General features: G+C 39.2%; 18 protein-coding genes and 1 riboswitch. Of the genes, 12 read left to right on the forward strand and 6 right to left on the reverse strand.

Annotated features, from left to right (window positions below; all coding sequences use genetic code 11):
• Positions 1–65 precede the first annotated feature (65 nt).
• Positions 66–178: riboswitch (purine riboswitch) on the reverse strand.
• A 49-nt stretch (positions 179–227) separates the two neighbouring features.
• The 3 genes from VCASEI_RS17330 to nagZ form a co-directional block, all read right to left on the reverse strand.
• Positions 228–923, reverse strand: coding sequence for a DUF1826 domain-containing protein (locus tag VCASEI_RS17330; RefSeq protein ID WP_086960211.1), 696 nt, complete (start codon positions 921–923; stop codon positions 228–230).
• A gap of 2 nt (positions 924–925) precedes the next feature.
• Positions 926–2,146, reverse strand: a complete 1,221-nt coding sequence (zigA, locus tag VCASEI_RS17335) for a zinc metallochaperone GTPase ZigA (RefSeq protein ID WP_086960210.1) — start codon at positions 2,144–2,146, stop codon at positions 926–928.
• 193 nt (positions 2,147–2,339) lie between these two features.
• Positions 2,340–3,332 carry a beta-N-acetylhexosaminidase gene (gene nagZ, locus VCASEI_RS17340; protein WP_086960209.1) on the reverse strand — a complete coding sequence of 331 codons (993 nt, stop codon included), beginning with the start codon at positions 3,330–3,332 and terminating at the stop codon, positions 2,340–2,342.
• Between the two features lie 181 nt (positions 3,333–3,513).
• Between nagZ and VCASEI_RS17345 the strand changes: the two genes are divergently transcribed.
• From VCASEI_RS17345 to VCASEI_RS17365, 5 genes are all read left to right on the forward strand, one after another.
• Entirely contained in the window at positions 3,514–4,617 is a 1,104-nt protein-coding gene (locus VCASEI_RS17345) for an anhydro-N-acetylmuramic acid kinase (protein ID WP_086960208.1), read from the forward strand.
• Between the two features lie 222 nt (positions 4,618–4,839).
• Entirely contained in the window at positions 4,840–5,802 is a 963-nt protein-coding gene (locus VCASEI_RS17350; protein WP_086960207.1) for a porin, read from the forward strand.
• A gap of 690 nt (positions 5,803–6,492) precedes the next feature.
• Entirely contained in the window at positions 6,493–6,948 is a 456-nt protein-coding gene (locus VCASEI_RS17355; RefSeq protein ID WP_086960206.1) for an ATP-dependent zinc protease family protein, read from the forward strand.
• Positions 6,948–7,853, forward strand: coding sequence for a 30S ribosomal protein S6--L-glutamate ligase (gene rimK, locus VCASEI_RS17360; RefSeq protein WP_086960205.1), 906 nt, complete (start codon positions 6,948–6,950; stop codon positions 7,851–7,853). Before VCASEI_RS17355 ends, rimK begins: the two co-directional genes overlap by 1 nt.
• 52 nt (positions 7,854–7,905) lie before the next feature.
• Positions 7,906–8,952 carry a succinylglutamate desuccinylase/aspartoacylase family protein gene (locus VCASEI_RS17365; RefSeq protein WP_162621108.1) on the forward strand — a complete coding sequence of 349 codons (1,047 nt, stop codon included), beginning with the start codon at positions 7,906–7,908 and terminating at the stop codon, positions 8,950–8,952.
• 116 nt (positions 8,953–9,068) lie between these two features.
• Here the strand turns inward: VCASEI_RS17365 and VCASEI_RS17370 are convergent, their stop codons facing one another.
• The 3 genes from VCASEI_RS17370 to VCASEI_RS17380 form a co-directional block, all read right to left on the reverse strand.
• Positions 9,069–9,623: an isochorismatase family protein gene (locus VCASEI_RS17370; RefSeq protein ID WP_086960203.1), complete on the reverse strand. Its 555-nt coding sequence runs from the start codon at positions 9,621–9,623 to the stop codon at positions 9,069–9,071.
• Positions 9,624–9,782: 159 nt separating this feature from the next.
• The gene (gene ppnP, locus VCASEI_RS17375) at positions 9,783–10,064 is read right to left on the reverse strand and encodes a pyrimidine/purine nucleoside phosphorylase (RefSeq protein ID WP_086960267.1); all 282 of its coding nucleotides are present in this window, start codon (positions 10,062–10,064) and stop codon (positions 9,783–9,785) included.
• Positions 10,065–10,159: 95 nt separating this feature from the next.
• The gene (locus VCASEI_RS17380; protein WP_086960202.1) at positions 10,160–10,414 is read right to left on the reverse strand and encodes a hypothetical protein; all 255 of its coding nucleotides are present in this window, start codon (positions 10,412–10,414) and stop codon (positions 10,160–10,162) included.
• 154 nt (positions 10,415–10,568) lie between these two features.
• Here VCASEI_RS17380 and VCASEI_RS17385 point away from each other — a divergent pair, with 154 nt between their 5' ends.
• The 7 genes from VCASEI_RS17385 to VCASEI_RS17415 all read left to right on the forward strand — a co-directional run bounded on the left by VCASEI_RS17385 (position 10,569) and on the right by VCASEI_RS17415 (position 16,373).
• Entirely contained in the window at positions 10,569–11,525 is a 957-nt protein-coding gene (locus VCASEI_RS17385) for an AEC family transporter (protein WP_086960201.1), read from the forward strand.
• Between the two features lie 68 nt (positions 11,526–11,593).
• Positions 11,594–12,862, forward strand: coding sequence for an L-methionine/branched-chain amino acid transporter (yjeH, locus tag VCASEI_RS17390; RefSeq protein WP_086960200.1), 1,269 nt, complete (start codon positions 11,594–11,596; stop codon positions 12,860–12,862).
• A gap of 81 nt (positions 12,863–12,943) precedes the next feature.
• The gene (locus tag VCASEI_RS17395; RefSeq protein ID WP_086960199.1) at positions 12,944–13,627 is read left to right on the forward strand and encodes a DUF4336 domain-containing protein; all 684 of its coding nucleotides are present in this window, start codon (positions 12,944–12,946) and stop codon (positions 13,625–13,627) included.
• 109 nt (positions 13,628–13,736) lie between these two features.
• Positions 13,737–14,654 (forward strand): DUF368 domain-containing protein, encoded by a 918-nt coding sequence (locus VCASEI_RS17400; RefSeq protein WP_086960266.1) that lies wholly within the window; start codon positions 13,737–13,739, stop codon positions 14,652–14,654.
• A gap of 170 nt (positions 14,655–14,824) precedes the next feature.
• Positions 14,825–15,304 (forward strand): hypothetical protein, encoded by a 480-nt coding sequence (locus VCASEI_RS17405; protein WP_086960198.1) that lies wholly within the window; start codon positions 14,825–14,827, stop codon positions 15,302–15,304.
• Complete coding sequence (locus VCASEI_RS17410; protein ID WP_086960197.1) at positions 15,301–15,891, forward strand: SCO family protein; 591 nt, start codon at positions 15,301–15,303, stop codon at positions 15,889–15,891. The genes VCASEI_RS17405 and VCASEI_RS17410 overlap by 4 nt, the downstream gene beginning before the upstream one ends.
• Positions 15,888–16,373 carry a copper chaperone PCu(A)C gene (locus VCASEI_RS17415; protein ID WP_086960196.1) on the forward strand — a complete coding sequence of 162 codons (486 nt, stop codon included), beginning with the start codon at positions 15,888–15,890 and terminating at the stop codon, positions 16,371–16,373. Before VCASEI_RS17410 ends, VCASEI_RS17415 begins: the two co-directional genes overlap by 4 nt.
• The last annotated feature ends 146 nt before the right edge of the window (positions 16,374–16,519 follow it).

A 16,519-nucleotide genomic window follows, 5' to 3' on the forward strand; every position in this document is an offset into this window, starting at 1 on the left:
ATGCTTATTCACCGCCCCAAAAATGGAGAATGGATAAGTTAATTGTAGACATACAAAGAGAAAACGATCGCTCGCTTACTCTTCGTAATCAGAAATTGAGGTTTCTGGTAGAAACTCCCGCGCCTAGAGTTTATCACTCGATCAGTGGGATTATACGAAGGACATTTCAGCCTAAAGCCAAAATGAATCGCAAGAATTGTGCAATAACGAGACCATAAAATCAAACATCAATGAAAATCGAGGCTTAAAAATAATCGCCGTTGATCACTGAAAGACAATTCAGGAGAGCGATGCACCAAACCTGAGCCTTCATTCCCCAACCACATTTCACCTTTTAATAACGCCACATCCCCAACATTTAATGTTTGAATTGAAGCGTCACAAGGATATAAACCAGACTCTTTATCTGGCAAGCCTTGGTTGCCCGAACCTAGGCGATTTCGATTCACTTCATGATGTGCTAACCACTCCGTACCATTGCCGCTGTAAGTGGTCACAAGCCGGCACGGCACATTATCCACGTGAAACCTCGGGCACATTGCGGCATCTAATGTGGCTAAGCGTAAGCCAACATGACGTAATTCAAATAAGCAGCAAAACATCTCTACTAACCTAGCAACATCTAAAATCAATTCATCACGGCACTCCCAACGATTAAGGTACGGCTTAATTTCCGACTCAACCGTACTAGCAGTTACCACTTTTTTAATATCCAACTTAATATCTGAACGTAAGTGTAACTGAATGCTTTTTTCTAAATCACTTGGTAACTGTCTCTGCCAGATCGAAATATTCGTATTCTGATCATAAATCTGACTTAACACTTGAGCTTTTTCGCTCATTTTAACTTTTTCAAGGGTCACTGTTTTATCGGTAATAACCCTTTCTAATGTACGTTGAGAAACAGGATTCATTTGTCTCATGGTCAAATTCCCTCTTCCATTTCATATTCCCATAATGGAAACGGATCAGAAAAGCTCTGCCAATCTAAGCGTTCGAGTTCTTCTTCATTTAATAAGCAAGACTCTAAACTTTGCAACATAGCTTCTTTATTTAACCCTTGCCCAATAAAAACAAGCTCTTGCCTTCTATCGCCATAAGGTTCTGTCCAAACTTTTTTAATTTCATCAAGAGGCACTTGATCTATTGGCCAATTTTCCTTAGGCACCGCACTCCAAAACATCCCTGCAAAGCCATGTTGAGCCATACCACCAGCTTGGCTCCATTGACCGACCATATCCGTTCGGCTGGCTAACCAAAAATAACCTTTAGAGCGAATCAACTTTCCAAACCGTTCTAGATCGTGCAAAAATTGATAAAAACGTTCCGGATGGAAGGGACGACGGGCGACATAGTAAAAACTGTTAATGCCATATTCTTCAGTCTCTGAAATATGCTCCCCACGCATTTCTTTCAACCAACCAGGGGCTTGTTGAGCGAGCTCAAAATCAAAAGCGTGAGTATTCAACACCTCCGCAACATCCACTTGACCACGAGAAATCGGCAAAATACGAGCGGTCGTATTTAACGTCTTAAGAATAGCGATAAGTTGCTCAAGCTCATGAGAGTGAATTAAGTCTGTTTTGCTGATTAAAATAACATCGGCAAACTCAATTTGATCAACTAATAGATCGGCAACACTTCGTTCATCGTCTTCACCAAGATGCTCTTTGGTGTCTTGTAGCATATCGGCTTGTTGATAATCTTTTAAAAAATTGACCGCATCAACTACCGTTACCATGGTATCTAACCGAGCAAAATCAGATAATGATTGCCCATTTTCATCGGTGAAAGTAAAGGTTTCTGCAACAGGTAAAGGCTCAGCAATACCAGTAGATTCAATCACTAAATAATCAAACCTTCCCTCTTTAGCAAGCGCGCCTACTTCGATCAAGAGATCTTCACGTAAGGTACAACAAATGCAACCATTACTCATTTCAACTAATTTTTCTTCACTATGGTTAAGCGACACATCATTTTTTACCGTGATTGCATCGATATTGAGATCACTCATATCATTGACGATCACCGCAACTTTTTTACCCTTTCGGTTATTAAGAATGTGATTTAAAACCGTCGTTTTTCCTGCTCCCAAAAAACCAGATAATACGGTAACTGGTAGTTTTGTTATTTCTACTTCACCCATTTCTCTCTTCATCCCACAATAAAAGATATGTTATAACATAACAGTTGGTATTTTTAATAGTCATTTAAAGACATAAACAAGAAAACCTAAATCTTAAAATCAATGTATAACCGTTAAAAAGCAAAAAACCTGAGTAAAATCATCTACTCAGGTTTTCAATAGTCTGCGTGCCGCGTGTAACTTGAAAATTCGTTTACGCTTTGTTATCCCAATATTGATTCATCATTCGGTTCGCTTGTTGCCAACGTTCGGTTGACTGAAGTTCTTTCAAACTGAAATTTTGTTGTTTTAATAATGATAGAGCTTGTGGCACTTCGCTCATCGGCAAGCTATCTAATACTTCAATGGCGGCTTTGCGGTTATTACACATCAACACCATATCACACCCCGATTGCATTGCTGTTAATGAACGTTCGGCAGGGCCACCCATGATGCTTGCACCTTCCATATTCAAGTCGTCGGAAAACACAATACCTTTAAAGCCTAGCTGATGGCGTAATACTTCTTTTAACCAATAGCTTGAGCCACTCGCTGGTTGGTCGTCGTAGTTTGGATACACAACGTGCGCAGGCATCATCGCGTCTAAAATTCCGGCTTCAATTTGCGCTTTAAAAATCGCCATATCAGTTTCAAAAATATCATCGCGTTGATCAAATGGAGTTTCATAATGTGAATCTACGATCACTCCACCATGACCAGGAAAATGCTTCCCCGTTGTCGCCATACCGACTTGCTTCATGCCCTGCATATAAGCGGAACTATAAGTTAAAATAGTTTGGTTATCTTCACCAAATGCTCGGTTGCCGATTGCTTTGCAATCAAAAGTCTTATCGAGTACAGGGGCAAAACTTAAATCGACATCATGAGCGATAAGCTCTGCCGCCATTAGCCAACCACCTAACTCGGCGGCTTTTACGCCATTGTTCATTTCTGCGTATGCTTGCGCTGGTGGAATAGCCGTAAAGCCTTCACGAAAACGTTGTACCCGGCCACCTTCTTGATCAACACCGATCAAAATAGGTCGCTTTGCTGCGGTTCGAATCGCTTTATTCAAGGCAAGAAGTTGCTCATTATCATGATAATTTCGGGCGAATAAAATAACTCCGCCGACGGTTGGATGGGCAAGAATGTCTTTTTCTACAGAATCTAACTCAAAACCTTCAACGTCTAACCACAATGGCCCCATTGCTTATTCCTTCTTTAAACTATTCGATGAATCCAGTGCTTATTTATACGAAAATTTATACTGAATGTGAGATGCGACACTGGCTAAAGGTATAACTTTACTTATTTACTCGGTATTCTGACATTATTAATTTATCTTTTAAACTATTAATAAACTTGAACGTTCAAAGGCAAGGTAACGTATGGAAAAGTATATTGGAATTATGTCTGGCACCAGTTTAGATGGGGTTGACACTGCATTAGTTGAGACCGATGGAAAAGCCATTCGCTTACTTGAGCATGATTTTTTTGCGATGCCTGATGACCTAAAAAAAAGTGTTTTGGATGTCTGCATCGGGCAACAAACCAATTTAGTCAATATTGGCGAAATTGATCATCGTTTAGGTCAGGTTTTTGCGAATGCCGTTTCTCAATTACTCACAAAAACCAAGACGCCTCCTAGCGACATTAAAGCCATAGGCAGCCATGGTCAAACCGTGTTTCACGCCCCAGATGGGCCCTATCCATTCACCATGCAATTGGGCGATGCCAATATTATCGCCGCGCAAACAGGCATTACCACAGTAGCAGATTTTCGTCGTAAAGATATCGCACTCGGTGGACAAGGCGCACCTTTGGTTCCCGCTTTCCATCAAGCGTTATTTGATCATCTTGATAACCATATTATTATTTTAAATATTGGAGGAATTGCCAATATTTCGATTATTGATGGCGATAAAACCTCAGGTTATGACACCGGCCCCGGAAATATGTTGATGGACGCTTGGATGCAAAAACATTTTAATCAACCTTATGATAAAGATGCGAAAATTGCGAGTTCGGGGGAAATCAATCTCGATCTTCTTTCTGAGCTTTTAAATGAAGATTATTTACACCAGCCAGCACCAAAGAGCACCGGTCGTGAATTATTTAATCTACCTTGGTTAGAAAAGAAACTCCATGGTACAAACCTTTCATCCATAGATGTTTTAACAACATTGACAGAGTTCACTGCCGTCGCCATTGCCAATGATATTCGGAAACTGACTAGAATCAATACCATCAATGAATTGCTTGCTTGTGGTGGCGGTGCCAGTAACCCGTTGCTCATGGAACGATTACAACACCACCTTCACGATTGGCAAATTGGAAATACCATGAAATATGGTATTAATGCCGATTTCATGGAAGCAATGGCCTTTGCTTGGCTTGCGCACCAAACCATCAATCACTTACCCGGAAATCTACCCGCCGCCACAGGCGCTTCTCGTTTAGCCGTATTAGGCGCCATTTATTTAGCAAACTAAATAACAATCACTCTATTTATAAACATTAACGCCAAAGCCCCTAGAGCTTTGGCGTTTTATTTTCTATTGCAGAAGTGACTTATTTCACACTTTTTTCATCATTTCCGTCAGTCATCAAAGCGTAACCTAATCGACACTTTTCTTTAACATCTCTCTTTTACAGTACTCGCAACACTTAAGAAGACATGTAAGTCTCTAATTTAACATTCATAGGATTAAATAATGAAAATAGCAGTTTTAACTTCATCAATTTTAGCGGCGTTAGTCTCTACCTCTTCTTTAGCAGCTACCGTTTACAAAGATGAAACGTCAGAGCTTAAAATTGGCGGCCGCGCTGAAGCACGCTTCAACGTTTCTGATAACAATGAAGAATATGATGCTGTAACTGGTGAAAAAACAGAAAGTGCTTTTAATGATAAAAGCCGTGCTCGTCTAAACATTTCAGGTAAAACTCAAATATCTGATAGTCTAACTGGCTTTGGTAAATATGAAAATGAAGTCAGTTCTGGTTCTGATATTAAAACTCGTTATCTATTTGCAGGTATTGGTACCCAAGCTGGTGATTTCTCTTACGGTAAACAAGATACTTCACTGGTAATGATCACTGACTTCACCGATACAATGGCGACTTTTGGCGCTGATGCTGATGGCGCTCTAGCACTGAATGCTGGTAGTGATAAGCAAGAAAACAACTTTGCTTATAAAGGCAAGTTTGGTGGTTTAACGGTTGGTGCTAACTACTTAGCTGAAAATGCTGCAAATTCTGATCAATACGCTATTGCTGCTATGTATTCTTTTGATTTTGGTCTAGATTTAGGTGCAGGCTATGCAATGGGTCAAACTGCCGACCAAGATGTGGATCAAGTCGACCTAGGTGTCCAATACTCAATTGCTGATTTCACTTTTGGTGCCCTTTATGAAATGACATCAACCGATACAACGGGTGGCAGTGATGATAATGATGGTTACGAATTATCTGCTCAATACAAATTAGACAAGTGGACATTCGTTGGTGTTTATAACTACGCAACAATGAACGATGGCGATGATGATGCCGTTGATAACTTTGCATTAGAAGCGGTGTATAAATTCAACAGCAACTTACGCACTTATGCTGGCTACAAGTTTGAACAAATCGATAATAAAGATGACCAACTACAAGCTGGTATCCGTTACGATTTCTAAACACATCAACAAAATTCTGTGTTAAACCGGAAGTCAGACATTTGTTGTCTGACTTTTTATTATCAAGCTCCAAACCGTCAATCAAACTTCAGACATATCTATTTACTTAACTTTGCACCTAAACACGGCAATGGTTGTTTAATATTGTGCAGAATAACGCTCCACAACAAACCGTCCGTTAAAATCAATACTGTATTTCAATAGTAAACCTTATAAATCAACCTATTAAAAAACTGGCACGTATTCTGCTTTATATACAGAGAATACATGGCAGTATTCATGTAACCAACGAGACACCATTGTGTGGATTATTGGTTCATGCTATTTCTTTTTGAGGTTGCCTTTCCTAAACGTTTGGGAAAGGCTTTTTTTTTGCCCTTAAATACCACTTTTTTGACTTATCTTACTCTGCACGTCTCATTTACTACCGTTTTTCCGATTAAAACAAAGGACTATTCTGACTTAATCATTGGTAGAAAGTGTTATGAAATAAATTTTATCGTCAAACCAAAAAGTTTTCACAAGACGTGAACGCAGAATATTGATAAATTTGCCACCTAACTCACTCCCCCGCGTTAATAGTTTGTTATAGTCAAACCATTACTTTTATTATGCCTATTTTATTACTATATTCAGCAATATGTTAGCAATAAAAAATCATTCATTTGTACCAACCTTAGCGATATACATATGACCAAAAAAATCATTGTAGGATGGCGTGAAATGCTGGCTCTTCCTGAGTTAGGCATTGAACAAATCAAAGCAAAAGTCGATACAGGTGCGCGCAGTTCTTGTTTGCACACTTTTAAGATTGAACCATTTAATAAAGAGGATGAGCTCTGGGTTCGATTCTGGATTCATCCCATTCAGAAAAATGATGACTTTGTACAAGTCTGTGAAGCACAAGTGATCGACCAACGAACCGTAAAAGATTCTGGTGGTCATGAAGAGCAACGTTATGTCATCAGTACTATGCTTAGATTTAATGGTGAAGAATGGCCAATCGAAGTAACTCTCACCAACAGAGAAAATATGCTATTTCGCATGTTGCTAGGTCGCACTGCAATGAACGATAGAATCATTGTCGATCCAGCTGCATCATTTTTAATTGCTGCACCTTTTAATTCCACTAAGGAAAACGATTAATGAAAATCGGAATTTTATCTCGCAACCGCTCTTTGTATTCAACCAAACGCTTAATTGAAGCGTGTCAAAGCAGAGGCCATGAAGTCAAAGTTATCGATGCATTGCGCTGTTACATGAACATAAACTCTGAGAAACCTGAAATTCATTTTAAAGGTGAAGAGTTAAAAGATTTCGACGCTATCGTGCCTCGTATTGGCGCGTCAGTGACATTTTATGGTACTGCGGTACTTCGTCAGTTTGAAATGATGGGCGTTTATCCTGTCAACGAATCTGTAGCGATAACCCGATCTCGAGATAAATTGCGTTCAATGCAGCTGTTATCTCGTAAAGGTATTGGGATGCCTATCACTGGTTTTGCCAGCAAACCTGATGATATTAAAGATCTTCTAGAAATGGTGAACGGTGCCCCTGTTGTGATCAAATTGCTAGAAGGCACGCAAGGTATCGGGGTTGTATTAGCAGAAACACGTAAAGCAGCAGAAAGCGTGATTGAAGCATTCATGGGGCTAAAAGCCAACATCATGGTACAAGAATATATTAAAGAAGCTGGCGGAGCTGATATTCGTTGTTTTGTTATTGGTGATAAGGTCATTGCAGCAATGAAACGACAAGCCAGTGAAGGTGAGTTTCGTTCAAACCTTCACCGGGGCGGTACAGCGTCATTAGTTCGCATTACGCCAGAAGAGCGTAAAACGGCTGTAGCGGCAGCAAAAATAATGGGTTTGAACGTTGCTGGGGTTGACTTACTTCGTTCCTCTCGTGGCCCTTTAGTGATGGAAGTAAACTCATCACCAGGCCTTGAAGGCATTGAGGCGGCAACAGGGAAAGATGTTGCTGGCATGATCATCGATTTTATTGAAAAGAATGCATCAGAAAAAGGAACTAGGACCCGTGGCCGAGGTTAAAAAAAGCAGTGTAAATAACCGAAAGGTAATAAAAAATAAACCTTTTGAATTTATGGGCTACAGTGTTAGAGCTGGTGAGCGCAAGGTTTTGGAGATTGAAGCAGCCAAACTGTATACCCATTCTCCTCTATCTATTCCCGTTGAGATCATTCACGGGAAAAACCCAGGCCCGGTATTAATGGTCAATGCCGCTATTCATGGTGATGAACTTAATGGCGTAGAAATCGTTCGTCAGTTAATTGAAAAAATTGATACCAATAAACTGAAAGGTACCTTAATTGCCGTGCCTATCGTGAATGTATTCGGTTTCATTCATAAATCACGCTATTTGCCTGATCGTCGGGATTTAAACCGTTGCTTCCCAGGCTCAGAGAAAGGCTCGTTAGCTTCTCGTATCGCACATACGTTTTTTACTGATGTCGCCCAAAAAGCGGATTACATTATCGACTTACATACTGGCGCGATCCATCGCACTAACTTGCCGCAAATTCGGGCATGTTTAGAGAATGATGAAACGTTAAGAATGGCGAAAGCCTTTGGCACACCAGTCATTATTGATGCCGCATTACGTGATGGTTCATTACGGGCTGAAGCAGAAAAAAATGGCATTCCTGTTCTCACTTATGAAGCAGGAGAAGCATTGCGATTTGAACCCATAGCCATTAATGCTGGCATTCTCGGTATAGTGCGTGTCATGCAAGAATTAGGCATGTTGCGTATGAGCCGCAAAAAAACGCCAGAATCTGTGATTGCCAAATCCACCAATTGGGTTCGTGCTGAAAATGATGGTATTTTACGCACTATGGTGACATTGGGCGATCGTGTAACGAAGAATCAAGTGCTAGCTTATATCAGCTCACCACTGGGTCATGTTGAGATCACGATGACAGCACCAAAAGATGGCATAGTCATTGGCCAACAAACTCTACCTTTAGTCAATGAAGGAGATGCTGTTTTTCACCTTGCATACTTTACCGAAGATAACGATTCGGTTGGGGATAAGGTTGAAGACTACATTGGACAAGTCATTGAACATGTTGAGTCTAAGGACGAAAGCATCACAACTGGCTTTATCGCGGTACCTAACCAAGATCGCTAGTAGTTTTATTATTTGATAGAAAAAGGCCAAACAAATTAATATTGTTTGGCCTTTTTGTTATTTTAACTCAAGATCAACACGTTAAATTTATTATTTACTTTTTTACTAAAAAAAACTTATGTTTTTAAGAGTGCCAGTAGATCTGCGGTATTTCCCGTTTCAGCCAAACGAGGAAAAATTAAATTCACGCTATTAAGATGAGTATCCATATTCAAATCTGTCATTGCATCCGTCGCTAAGGTCACGTTGTAACCAAGCTCCCATGCTTGACGCGCTGTCGATTCGACACCAATACTAGTAGCCACACCGACAACAACAACTTGAGTAACACTCTTTGATTTCAAGTAATCATCTAAATCGGTATTGGTAAAAGCTCCCCATGTTTTTTTGGTCACTAAATGATCGCTTGGTTGAATATTCAACTCCGACACTAACTGTGACCAATCAGCAGGAAGTTCACCATGAGATTTCGCTTGTTCGTTACGCCCCGGAGCACTCCCTGCGACATTCACCAATACAACCGGCAAGTGTTTCTCTCGAAAAGTACTAAGTAATTGACATGATTTTTCAACGATAGGTGTTGTATCGTGACAAGTTGGCAGAGCCAAAATGCCTTTTTGCAAATCGATAACAATAAGAGCTGTGTTTGAATCAAGTGTCGTAATAGGCATAAAAACTCCAATAGTTTATGTAAAAATGAATGTAGAGGTGATTCTGCCAAGACAATGTAACTCTAGTATAAAACAGTATGAGGCTGTGCTCTTTTATGACATTTTCACGTAAAAAAAGAGGCTAATAGCCTCTTCCACTCACCATAAAAATAATGTGAATTACAAATATTCGCACAAATAAGCCGTGGGGGTTTCTACTTTAAGATCAAAAGAAGAGTCTCCAATCACATCAAAGGCTTGACCATCTGAATAAGTTACCCACTCTTCACTACCTGGTAATTTTACCGTTAGTGCACCTTTTACGACTGTCATTTTTTCAGGAGCCTCGGTTCCAAAAGTATATTCGCCCGTCGCCATCACTCCAATACTGCTATCAGCATCTTTCTGTGTGAAACCAAGCGATTTTACGTTACCTTCAAAATAGGTATTTTCTTTAATCATGATCATATCCTTATGAAAAATCATTACTGCTAACTGGTACCCTTTTTATCCAATTCACTCATTTTACTCAAGTATTATTTTGCATAATTTCACCATCAATTAAGTGATGACTTTTTAACTAAATGGTTAAAAGCTTGCATTACTTCATCAGATTTCATGATTCGATTATGCTCATAGCCTTCTGCCGCTTTTAATTCTACCCATTGGCTTTGCTGGACAAGTTGCTCACTAATAGCAAACTTTGCAAATTTATCTGCTTTATCATGCACTATGATAGTCGGTGCTTGTCGTTCAATTAAATGCTGTTGTGGGTTAATGCTTTGCAATGGGTATTGATACTGTTGTTTCACCTCACTAATCACCTATTCAAATAACTTCATCGAAAAATAATCACGTAGTAGGCAGAAGTTTTGGTGGAAACGATTCTTTATTTAACGCACCTATGATAAAAAGAATATTCGGTTTTTATTCAGCTTTCTCTATATCAAATTTAATGGATTAATCATGTCTGGCATTCTTGAGCAATTTTCCTTTTCTGTATCCATCACAGGGCCTATCTGCTTAATGTTGCTATTGGGCATATTATTGCGTCGTTGGAAGCTCATAAATGATAATTTCATTGAAATTGCCTCTAAATTGGTTTTTCAAGTCACACTGCCTGCCCTCTTATTTTTAAGCATCATAAAATCAAATACGATTACCAGTGACAGTATTCCTTTAGTCGCATTTGGTGTAATAGCAAATACTTTATTTTTTCTTTTTGCTTCCATTACCACTAAAATAATCATTAAACATCCGGCTCAGCAAGGCGTGATCATTCAAGGTGCTTTTCGCTCAAATACCGCCATTATAGGTTTAGCTTATGTTGCTAATGCATATGGAGAATCCGGCGTAGCCTTAGCCGCCGTCTATGTCGCGGCAGTAACGGTTTTATATAATATTCTCGCGGTCATTGCTCTCACTCCAAAAAGTGACAACTCCAATATAAAAGCTTATGGCATTATGATGAAATCCATCACTAAGAATCCGCTCATCATCGCCATAGTGCTGGCTCTAATTGTTTATGAGCTGACGATTCCTGTTCCAGAAGTGATTATTCATGCCGGACAGTACTTTGCTGATATGACTTTGCCCCTTGCTCTACTTTGTACCGGTGGTTCACTTGATACTCGCCAGCTTAAACATGATAAGGCCGCCAATATTTTAGCAAGTGGCTATAAACTTCTTCTTTGTCCTCTTTTCATTACATTAGGCGCTTATTGGTATGGGTTTACTGGCATGCAACTCGGGCTTGTTTTCTTTATGACCGCTTCCCCCGCAGCGGCAGCAAGCTATGTAATGGCAAGAGCAATGGGAGGGGATGCAACACTAGCTGCCAATATCATCGCTTTAACGACCGTCGGCTCGATTCTCACTTGCAGCTTAGGCATCATGCTGTTGTCGACTCTCAATTTAATGTAAAAAGCCACGGCTTAATGTAAAAGTTCTTAATCACGCCTTCCATAATATATAACTAATGAGACTTGCTTGTGAGCCAACAACTTAAACAAGACATCACTTTACTGGGTGGAATTGGTCAACTTTCAACAACTTTACTTGGTACCGGTCTCTTTATGATTCCAGCCATTGCAGCTAATATTGCTGGTGAATGGTCGTTGTGGGCATGGATTATCTTATTATTCGCCATTTGCCCCATAGCCCTAACTTTTGCATTAATGGGAAGACAATATCCGAATGCTGGTGGAACAGCCTATTTTGTTCGCCAAGCCTTTAATAGCAAGATGGAACGTAGTGTTGCGTGGTTATTTTTAAGTGTCTTACCTGTAGGTATTCCTGCGGCGATCACCTTGGCGGGTGGATTTGGAAAAGAACTACTGCCTCATTTCATGAGCTATCAATACCTAGCAGAACTGTTCACATTAGCACTCATACTTATACTCACCCTACTTGGCAGTAAGTCTTCGTCTCAATTTCAAGTATTAATCGCTTTAAGTATTTTTGCCTTAGTCGCGGTCTTTTTCTGGCAAGGCGACATTAGTCTAAATGATATTGCTATGCCCCGTTTGAATACTTCTGCAGTACTGCCTATTGGTTTAGCTTTAGCGGTCATGTTTTGGTGCTTTGTTGGCATTGAAGCCTTCTCTCATATGGGAGAAGAATTCAAAAACCCACAGCGTGACTTTCCTATTGCCATTGTTTTAGGCTGCTTTTTAGCTGGCTTTATCTATTGGGCATGCTCGGTCGTTATATTAAAGTTTCATGCCTTTGAGCCCAATATAAACTCGCACAGTTCAATTCCATGGTTAAGTGAGCAGTTACTAGGCAATAAACTCGCTATCGGCATCACCCTCATCGGCTACTTTGCTTGTTTTTCAAGTATTAACTTATACACTCAGAGTATGATTCGTTTGGTATGGGCTCAAGCTCGTGAATACCGTCCCACAAGCACTATGGCAACATTATCGAAGCGAGGCGTTCCTACCGTTGCAACATTTTTGGTCACTATTGTGCTTTTTTTGTCAATTAGCTTTGGGCATTTAGTCAATCTAAATCTCGAACTATTAGTCAAACTAGCTAACAGTGTTTTCGTCATGCTTTATTTATTAGCGATGTTATCTGCTTTTAGACTATTAACGGGATTCGCTAAATATTTAGCAGGATTTTCAACTTTATTATGCACCATTGTATTTCTATGCTTAGGCTGGAGCATGCTATACGCTATTACCATTTTCTCACTTTTAATGCTTCCTTGGAAAAAATGGCTCAATACATCCAAAAAAATTGAAAATGAGATATAAAAAATGCCAATAATCCTCTGCCCGATGTTCAATTTTTGCTATACACTGATGTGGTTTTTTCGTTTGCAGGAAGCAAGCTAAATGTTTATAGAATGGGAATCAAATCGGATTTGGTATGTAGATAAACCTTATAGAAAACTTGGGTTTACACATACTCAACGCATGGTAGTGATAAAGCTTGAAGATGATCTTCTAATGATCATATCTCCTATTGAACTCACCACGCAATGTCAGATAAAACTATCTAAATTAGGAACCGTAAAATACATCATTTCACCCACACCAACGTACCATCAGTACTTATCAGAATGGTGGCTAGCTTATTCAAAAGCTTATTTTTTTGCACCCCATGCCTTGATAGAAAAACGTACCGATCTCAATTTTGACGGCGTCCTATCACGACAAACCCCAAAACAATGGCAGGGACAAATATTACAAACTTCCATTGGCAGTGATGACACACCCAACAAAATGATTTTTTGTGATCCTATAAGCCGAACATTGCTCATCAGTGACAATTTAATTGCTATTCAATCTGGATTACCATTTGGGCAAAAACTGATAACACTCGCTCAAGGGGTGAATCATGAATTAGCCTTACCCTATTGGGATCGTCGCCAATATAAAAACAAAGCAATGCTACGTGCTTCAATTCAAGAAATAATGACATGGCCATTCGACCGTATGATTTCATCAAACGGGCTAACCATTAAGACAAATGCAAAAGATGCATTTTATCAAGCATTTTGGTGGGCTTTCCAGTAACTCAAACCTTTCCATTTTTATGAAATCATGCCAACCTTAGCAGCTCAACAAAGGAGTGATCGCCGCTCCTTACAATATGAACGGTATTTTTTTTATGAATCATCGCTTTATGAATTACTTCTTAACCTACCTTAAAGGTATCGCCATGGGTGCTGCTGATGTTGTTCCCGGTGTATCCGGTGGCACGATTGCCTTCATCACCGGCATTTATGACACATTATTAGGCAGTATCCGACGTATAAACCCAAGCCTATTTGGACTATGGCAACGCGAAGGTTTTAAAGCGGTATTAAATCATATCAACGTAGGATTTCTCATCGCCTTATTTGGTGGGATTTTAACCAGCATTTTAACACTCGCTAAATTAATTTCTTGGTTATTAATCACTCATCCAATCCCTCTATGGTCATTTTTCTTTGGCCTTATCTTAATTTCCGTTGTTCATATCATGAAACAAGTTGAACAAAAGAAAATAATTCAACTTCTTTTCCTAATTGCCGGTATTACTCTTGCTTACAGCATTACTATACTGCAACCTCTAGATATGCAACCAACAACATTTAATCTTATCTTTGCTGGGGCAATTGCTATCTGTGCCATGATTTTACCTGGTATTTCTGGCAGTTTCATTTTGCTATTGCTTGGTATCTATCCAACTATTTTACTGGCGGTAAAAGAATTAAATCTTGGCATTTTAAGCCTATTTGCTATTGGTGCAATATGCGGGTTACTCAGCTTCTCTCACTTATTATCATGGCTATTACAACGTCATCGTGACACCACCCTAATTTTCCTAACCGGATTAATGATAGGAACCCTACCGAAAATATGGCCTTGGAAAGAAACGTTAAGTTGGCGTATAAATTCTCATGGAGAGCAAGTCCCTTTACTTCAACACAACTTACTGCCAAATCAGTTTGAAAATATTGTCGGACAACCATCCAATTTGTTATTAGCAATACTGTGTATGTTTGGTGGTATTGGGATTGTCTGGTTATTGGAAAAAGTCGCTCAGAAAAACCAATAAGTAGAACCGATATTATCCTAGAATACGCTGATCATGAACATTAAGCCCTCTTTGTATGAGGGCTTTTGATTGCACTATTATTGAAGCTAACTCAAGAAAAATAACTTAATCACTGTTTGAATAATTACGCTGTGCTAACATCCTCATACCTCTTTCCTTCAAAGATTGTGATGACCATAATTTCAACTCAAGCATTTAAACTAAAAACAATATGTCTGCCAATAGGCTTGACTATACTGTCATTGTTTGCAGGTTTTTACGGGCCAACACTGATACAAAGTATAAAAACCAGCCTTAATTTAATAAATACGACCTCTTTTGATAAAAAAAAATACTGTTTACTTTCCACCACAACCTGCCAACAGGATAGTGTCGGAATCAAGCTAGATACTGATATTGCAAAACCACTTAAAACGACACAAATACACGTTGATTGGCCACAAAACAACAGTGATAGATTAATGCTCACATTACGTGGATTAGAAATGGATCTCGGTGTCGTCAAATTTCCCATAAAAAAACAGCTCGATGGCAATTATTCAGGAACCATAATTCTACCGATTTGCACCGATGCAAAAATGACATGGATTGGCACACTCACGGATCAAAACCAACATACAGTTTATACATCGATTAGGATGGAAAAATGAAAAAATCTTGGCTCATCATCATGCTATTCGCCTTTATTATTGGACTCTGTGCAAATTATTATTTCAATGGCCCATCAAGGCATCAACCTCCAACACAAATACTCGATTTTAAAGGCTCAGATAACAAAGCGGTTAATATTTTCGATCCGCAAGATCCAAGAATTCGCATCGTTTATTTTGGTTTTACTCGATGCCCAGATGTTTGTCCAACGTCTCTTGCCATGCTATCCGCAGCATTAAAACAGCTTAATGCTGCAGAAATGAAGAGGATTCGTCCTATGTTCATCACGCTTGATCCAGAAAGGGACTCAGGAGACGATGCTCAAAAATATGCTCACTATTTTCATTCTAAAATGGAAGGTTTTTCAGGCTCTTTAGAGGCGACAAAAATATTAGCAAACCGATATGGTGTGATATTCCAAAAAACGGAATTACAAGATTCTGCTTTAAATTATACAATTGATCACAGCTCTTATTTTTATTTTTTAAAGCCGGATGGCACCTTATTAAAAAAAGTACCCCATACTTTAAACCCTCAACCATTGATTTTAGCTATTCAGAATCTTGAAAAGGACAACATGACATGAAATTAAAATCACTTGCTCTCAGCTCTCTACTCATCAGCAGCTCCGTTATGGCGCATGATGGCATGAAATATGATGATCCATACGCTAGGGCAACACCGCCGAATGCTGTCAATAGCGCTATTTTTATGACTATTGAAAATCATATGGCTTCTGACCGCACATTAGTCACTGTTGCTACACCTGCTGCAGAAAAGAGTGAGTTACATACTGTCGAAAGACAAGGTGATTTAATGAAAATGCGCCAAGTCGACGGAATAAAAATTCCTGCACATGGGGAAATACAATTAATGCCTGGAAGTTTCCATATTATGCTTTTAAACGTAAATAAGCCTCTTGTGGAAGATGACAGTATTACCCTCACACTTGGATATGCTAATGGCGAAAAAGAAACATTGTCAGTCCCTGTGAAAAAAGTAATAACAGGAATGATGCCGATGAAAAAAACAGATGATAGCCACTCTCATCACAATACGGCAAACTAGGCACTATAATTATGTAATGTTTAAGACTGGAGGCTCACTATTCCTCCAGTTACTTCATAATATTTTGCTATATTTCATACACTCTTAATAATTGTTATCTCTACCAATTATATTTAATCTATTATCATACGTTGAAATATCAAGTG

The sequence above is a fragment of the Vibrio casei genome, assembly GCF_002218025.2.
GTDB classification, from domain to species: domain Bacteria; phylum Pseudomonadota; class Gammaproteobacteria; order Enterobacterales; family Vibrionaceae; genus Vibrio; species Vibrio casei.